We start from the raw sequence: 6450 nt of genomic DNA, 5'->3' as shown, positions 1-6450 counted from the left end.
AGACGCCATGTATTCTCAGCATAATAGCTACGCCGAAGCGCTCTGGTGAGTCGCTTCGGCACCACTTAAAAGTGACATTTTCTCGGACGAGTTAAGGTGACATTTTCACAGAAGATTGACAACGCAAGCAGCCTATGGCCAACCCATTTGCGCGCGTTCCCTTTCATGTCCTCCAGCTTCAAATGATCGATTTGTCTTGTTAATAATCGATCTGTGCACTTGAAGGCGATTACAAGACCGCTGTACAATGGACTCATTCGAATCGTATCGCCTCATGTCAACCTCTCGGCTTCTTGCATTTCCTTTACGCTCCTGCATAAATTCCGCAACTTACACTTCCGGTCGTTTCTATTGAAAGCGCTTCTATGACTCATGTCCGGCCATGCTATTCCTCTCAGTCCAAATCGTTTTAGGGGGAGTCCGATGACAAAGAACCGCCTGCTTTGTTTGTCCATGCTTGCCGCGGCCGCAGCGCTTGCAGGTTGCAGCCAGAGCGATCCGACGAGTCCAAAGAACGGGCCTTCCGGTGCAACTGCGGAAAGTCCGGCAGCCGGCCAAGCGGCCGTGAATCGTACGGAACCCGTTACGCTGACGATTCTAGCCTCGTCCACGGAGCTTGAATTCGAATCCATGCTCATCGAGCCCGTGAAGAAAAAGTACCCTCATCTGACGCTCAACATCATTCAGAAAGGCAAAGGCGCTTCGATGAAAGAGCTGGTCGCCGCGGGCCAGGTACCCGATCTGTTCACGGACTGGACCGGCGGGATGATGGATCTCAAGGATCTCGACGTGTTTGCGGACATTTCGCCTTTGATCCAGTCGCAGCGTATCGATTTGAACCGCTTTTCCCCGAACGCCTTGGATTCCATCAAAGTGAATTCCGATGGCGTTTTATACGGGCTGCCGTTTAATCTTCAGCTGTTCATGATGGTGTACAATAAAGACATTTTCGATAAATTCGGCATTCCTTATCCGCAGGACGGCATGACGTGGACGCAAACGGTTAATTTGGCTAAACAGCTAACCCGCCTGGACAACGGCATCCAATACCGCGGGCTTGATCCTGACGGCGTTCAGCGGCTCGGGCTGTCCTTGTCTCAAATTATCGTGAACGGAAAAACGAACAAGGCCGACGTCGTCAACGAGCAGTGGAAAAAAGTGTTTGAGCTTGGAAAAAGCATGTTTTCCATCCCCGGCAACGGGCAAACGGCTAATCCGTTTAACGATTTTACCAAAGAAAAACGACTCGCCATGTTCGCCACCTATAACCGGCTGACGCAATTCGAAGCCCCCTCGAAGGAAGGGCTCCGTTGGGATATTGCGCAATACCCGAGCTTCGAGGAACGGCCCAACACCTACGGGCTGTCCAATCCGTGGATGATGTTTATTTCCAAGCAAAGCCCTCATAAAGCTCAGGCCATGCAAGTGATCGACGTGCTTACCTCGGACGAGGTGCAACTGATCAACGCAAGAACGTCCGCCAAGCAGTCCCCGCTGAGTCATCCGCGAATGAAGACGGAATTCGGCGCGGATCTGCCCTACTTGGCCGGCAAGAACCTGGCGGCCATCTTCAAGAGCCAGCCGGCGCCAGCCCCCGCTTACTCAGACTTTTACTCGAAAGCGACGCCGCTCCTGCTCAGCAGCTTCGCGGATTACGCGAATGACAAAATCGATGTGAATACGGCGCTCCGGGAAGCAGATGAAAAAATCAACAAAATGATCAGCGAAGGAAAATAAGAAATTAAGAAAATAATCGATTTGAGCGATTTTTGATCGGTATCGTATCTGATATTGAGCGGCTTCCAAGCCATATAATGATCTCAGAAGACAAGGAAAGCCGTCTTATTTACAAAGGTATGGAGGTCATGGCATGATTACAAAAGGAACTCCCTTCTCCATCGAGCAGTTCAAGGAGGAAGGTTACAGCGGCCCGGCTCAAGGTCTTACGCTTCAGGAAGCGGACCGCTACTATGAGCGATTCTTCGAGGTGATCGGTCAATCCAAGTTCGAGCCGGCCGCGACCAAAGTCAAAATGTCCGCTTGGCATCAGAATCACCGCTGGGCGTACGAACTGGCGACGCACCCGAGCATCGTCAGCGCCATGACGCAAATTCTTGGCGATGACGTCGTGCTGTGGGCCATGCACTTCTGGTATAAGGAACCGAACAACAGCAAGTACATCCCGTGGCATCAGGACATCAACTATTGGCCGATGGAGCCTGCGATCAACGCAACGGCATGGGTCAGCTTGGGCTGGTCGGTTCGGGAAAACGGATGCCTGCGCGTCATCCCGGGCTCCCACAAATCCATTGCCGCGCATGTGCCGACCGGAGACCGCCAGTCTGCTTTCCAGGATGCCCTTCCGGATGAACTGATCGACGAATCCAAAATCGTCGATCTCGAGATGTCACCCGGACAGATCGCTTTCTTCAATGAAGCGACCTTCCACGGCTCGGAGATGAACAGTTCGAACATTCCACGCGTCGCGTTCTCCGTCCGTTATACGACGCCTGAGGTGAAGTTTAAGATGGATGAATGGGGCGGCGATACAACCCGCATTCGTACGTATTTGGTACAAGGCAAAGATCGTTTCAAGCGCAACGAAGAGATCCAAGGCGTGATTCCGGCCGAATAGGCGTTCAAGAAGACAGGCTCGAGCCATTCCGTGTCCAAGAGGTTAGGAGATCTGCATGGCAAACGTTCGAAAAAACAAGATAGGCGGAGCGAGGCATCCCGATGCGTTTTGGCTGGAATCGCTGCAGGTTCGTTTCCTGCACATCCAGCCGCATCCGCTTGATTACCGGTGGCGCATTCATAAGAAAACGCTGCGGCATTCCGTCCTCTGGTTTGTGGAGCAGGGCGAGTTGATGCTGTGGGTTGACGGCAATCCGCATCGCTGCAAGGAAGGCGATATTTGCGTGATGCCGGCGAACGGGGAGATCAGTGCGCGGTCCGCTTCACAGGAAATCCGGCTGACCAGCATTAATTTCGACGCGGACATCTCGTTCTTGAGCAGTCAAAGCTGGATGAACGTGCTCAATGTGCCGATCGTGTTCCAAGGCATGCATGAAGAGCTCGGACCGGTTATTTCAGAAATGCTCCGCCACTCGGAGACGCCTTCGCCGTATGCCCATTTGTTAATGCAATCGAACATGCTGCGTATTTTGTTTGCCTTGCTGAGCAAAGTCGGCAAAGATGCGCTGCCCGCCTCGATTAGCCATATGGACAACCGCATTCATGCGATCGTGCAGTTCTTGCTTGCGCATCCCGAGAAAATGCCTAAGATCGCCGAATTGGCGGAGCTGGTGCAGTTGAGCGAGTCGCATTTGCGGAAGCTGTTCATCCAGTATACGAAGCAAGCCCCTTTGCATTTTGTGCATCAGTTGAAGGTGGAGCAGGCGCAGCGCATTTTGATTCAATGCAGCAAGCCCGTGTCGCAAATCTCCCGTGAGCTCGGCATCGAGAACGCCAACTACTTTACCAAACTGTTCAAAGCGAAATCCGGACTGACCCCGATGCAGTACCGGCAAAAATACGGATTATGGCTGAACGATGAGTAGCACGCAGGGAACCTCCGGCCTAACGCTTGAAAGCAAGCATCCGCCGGCCGCCGCTGAACGCCGAAACAGCCCTTGGCATGTCGCATACCGCCAAGGGCTGTTTCTTATGCAGATCGTTGCAAGCGGTGTTTGTTTTAGCCGCCGGTAACCACTTTAATGACGCTGCGCACGGACTCTGCGGATTTGTCGAGTGCCGTCTTCTCTTCCGGCAATAGCTCCAGCTCGAATATTTTCTCGATGCCGCTGCCGCCGAGCAGTGTCGGTACGCCCATGAACAGGTTGTCATAGCCGTATTCGCCTTGCAGCAGTGCTATGGCAGGCAGAATGCGCTTCTTGTCTTTCAGGATCGCTTCCGTCATTTGCACGAGCGATGCGGCAGGTGCATAATACGCGGAGCCGTTGCCGAGCAGATTCACGATTTCGCCGCCGCCTGTGCGCGTGCGCGCCACAATCGCTTCGATCCGCTCCGCCGGAATCAGCTTCTCGATCGGAATGCCGCCGACGTTGGAGTAGCGAACGAGCGGAACCATGTCGTCGCCATGACCGCCAAGGACGAAGCCGCGCACGTCTTCTACGGATACGTTCAGTTCTTGGGCGATGAACGTGCAGTAGCGAGCGGTGTCCAGCACGCCGGATTGGCCGATCACGCGATTTTTCGGAAAGCCTAGCGCCTGGTAAGCGACGTACGTCATCGCGTCCACCGGGTTGCTAAGAAGGATCACGATCGCATCCGGGCTTGTTTGCTTGACATTTTCGCAAACCGATTTCACGATGCCTGCATTCGTATTCACCAGGTCGTCGCGGCTCATCCCCGGCTTGCGCGCGATCCCTGCCGTAATGATCACGATATCGGAGCCTGCGGAATCCTCATAGCTGGACGTGCCGGTGATGTTGGCGTCGAAGCCTTGCACCGGAGAAGCCTCAAGCATGTCGAGCGCCTTCCCTTTGGTCGGATTCTCGAGCTGCGGGATATCGACCAGTACAACGTCGCCGAGTTCTTTTTGCGCAAGCATGAGCGCAGTGGTCGCGCCGGTAAAGCCTGCGCCGACAACGGTAATCTTTTTGCGTTGAATTGCCATGGGATAGCCTCCTAACCTATAGTTGTGTGACGGGTACACCTTTATTATGCTGTATTTCCTCAATATGCATAACGAAACGGAGAGCCATCTAACCTATAAGGCTAAACGCTCTCCGAATTCATGCGACCCTTCTATCCACTGCCCGTACACGGGTCCCCGCACGCATGAGAGCGTGTCTCCGGCAGCATGGCGTCATTCGCCCGAAGACAAACGCGTTCCTTCCACTACTGCCCAGGTTCCCCTTAATGAAAGGGATTAGAAGTTTTTAATAATTTGATTAGCGAACTCCGAGCACTTCACTTCGGTTGCGCCTTCCATCAGACGTGCGAAGTCGTAAGTGACCGTTTTGTTGTTGATCGCCTTTTCCATTCCTTTGTAGATCAGCTCAGCCGCTTCGAGCCAGCCCAGGTGCTCAAGCATCATAACGCCGGACAAAATAACAGAACCCGGGTTAACCACGTCAAGGCCGGCATATTTCGGAGCCGTACCGTGCGTAGCTTCGAAGATCGCATGGCCCGTTACGTAGTTGATGTTCGCGCCCGGTGCGATACCGATGCCGCCTACTTGCGCAGCCAAAGCGTCGGACAAGTAGTCGCCGTTCAGGTTCAGCGTCGCGATGACGTCGAAGTCCGTCGGGCGAGTCAATACTTGCTGCAGCGCGATGTCAGCGATCGCGTCCTTAACGATGATTTTGCCGGCAGCTTCCGCTTCTTTTTGAGCTTGGTTCGCAGCGTCAGTGCCTTGCGCTTCTTTAATTTTATCGTATTGCGCCCAAGTGAATGTTTGGTCGCCGAATTCTTGCTCGGCCAGCTCATAGCCCCAGTTCTTGAACGCACCTTCGGTAAATTTCATGATGTTGCCTTTGTGTACCAGCGTTACGGTCTTCCGGTTATGCTGAATTGCATACTCGATAGCCGCGCGAATCAAACGCTTGGAGCCTTCGGAGGAAACCGGCTTCACGCCGATACCCGATGTTTCAGGGAAACGGATTTTATTAACGCCCATTTCGTTTTGCAGGAAGGCGAGTACTTTCTTCACTTCTTCGGAACCGGCAGCCCACTCGATACCGGCATAGATGTCCTCGGTGTTTTCACGGAAAATCACCATGTCTACCAGCTCCGGACGTTTTACCGGGGAAGGCACGCCCTTGAAGTAACGAACCGGACGAGAGCACACGTACAGGTCGAGCTCTTGGCGCAGCGCTACGTTCAAGGAACGGATCCCGCCGCCGATCGGCGTAGTGAGCGGTCCTTTGATCGCTACGATGTACTCGCGGATTGCTGTCAGCGTGTCGGCCGGCAGCCAGTTATTGTATTGGTTGAACGCCTTTTCACCGGCGAACACTTCGTACCATGCGATTTTTTTCTCGCCGTTGTATGCTTTTTCTACCGCTGCGTCAAGCACGCGCTTGGAAGCCGCCCAAATGTCCGGACCTGTGCCGTCGCCTTCGATGAAAGGAATGATCGGGTTGTTCGGAACGTTCAGTTGACCGTTCTCAATGGTAATGCGCTCGCCTTCCGTAGGCAGTGCGTATTGTTCGAATTGTGGCATGGTTATGTAAACCTCCTCAAATTGGTTGTCAGCAAGCTGACGTTGTATGTTGGCGGAGCCCCTCGCTTGCGCCGCCATGTTCACTGCGCACGTTGGCCCGCTGTCAACCGGCCAACGCAATCGCGGCGCAACCGCTGTAACGCAACGCAGTTCATGCGAAGCGAAAGCAATGGAAACTCCGAAATCTGCATCCATCATGACTCAAAAATGAACGGGAGCCGCGGCGCAAGGCCTCTGCCCCGAATGACGGGCCGAGTGCA

At 53.8% G+C, this 6450-nt stretch carries 5 protein-coding genes; 3 read left to right on the top strand and 2 right to left on the bottom strand.

From position 1 onward, the window contains the following. The first annotated feature begins 423 nt into the window (after positions 1-423). The 3 genes from KXG62_RS26020 (at position 424) to KXG62_RS26010 (ending at position 3560) form a co-directional block, all read left to right on the top strand. Positions 424-1737, top strand: a complete 1314-nt coding sequence (locus KXG62_RS26020) for an ABC transporter substrate-binding protein (RefSeq protein ID WP_218094955.1) — start codon at positions 424-426, stop codon at positions 1735-1737. Positions 1738-1870: 133 nt separating this feature from the next. Then, complete coding sequence (locus tag KXG62_RS26015) at positions 1871-2635, top strand: phytanoyl-CoA dioxygenase family protein (RefSeq protein ID WP_218094954.1); 765 nt, start codon at positions 1871-1873, stop codon at positions 2633-2635. Between the two features lie 55 nt (positions 2636-2690). Further along, the gene (locus KXG62_RS26010) at positions 2691-3560 is read left to right on the top strand and encodes a helix-turn-helix domain-containing protein (protein ID WP_218094953.1); all 870 of its coding nucleotides are present in this window, start codon (positions 2691-2693) and stop codon (positions 3558-3560) included. Between the two features lie 134 nt (positions 3561-3694). Here the strand turns inward: KXG62_RS26010 and mdh are convergent, their stop codons facing one another. After that, positions 3695-4639: a malate dehydrogenase gene (mdh, locus tag KXG62_RS26005; protein WP_218094952.1), complete on the bottom strand. Its 945-nt coding sequence runs from the start codon at positions 4637-4639 to the stop codon at positions 3695-3697. 255 nt (positions 4640-4894) lie between these two features. Continuing rightward, complete coding sequence (gene icd, locus KXG62_RS26000; RefSeq protein ID WP_218094951.1) at positions 4895-6190, bottom strand: NADP-dependent isocitrate dehydrogenase; 1296 nt, start codon at positions 6188-6190, stop codon at positions 4895-4897. Positions 6191-6450 lie beyond the last annotated feature (260 nt).

The organism is Paenibacillus solanacearum (assembly GCF_910593845.1).
Classification (GTDB): domain Bacteria; phylum Bacillota; class Bacilli; order Paenibacillales; family NBRC-103111; genus Paenibacillus_G; species Paenibacillus_G solanacearum.
This window is presented reverse-complemented; position numbering and strand designations above follow the sequence as displayed.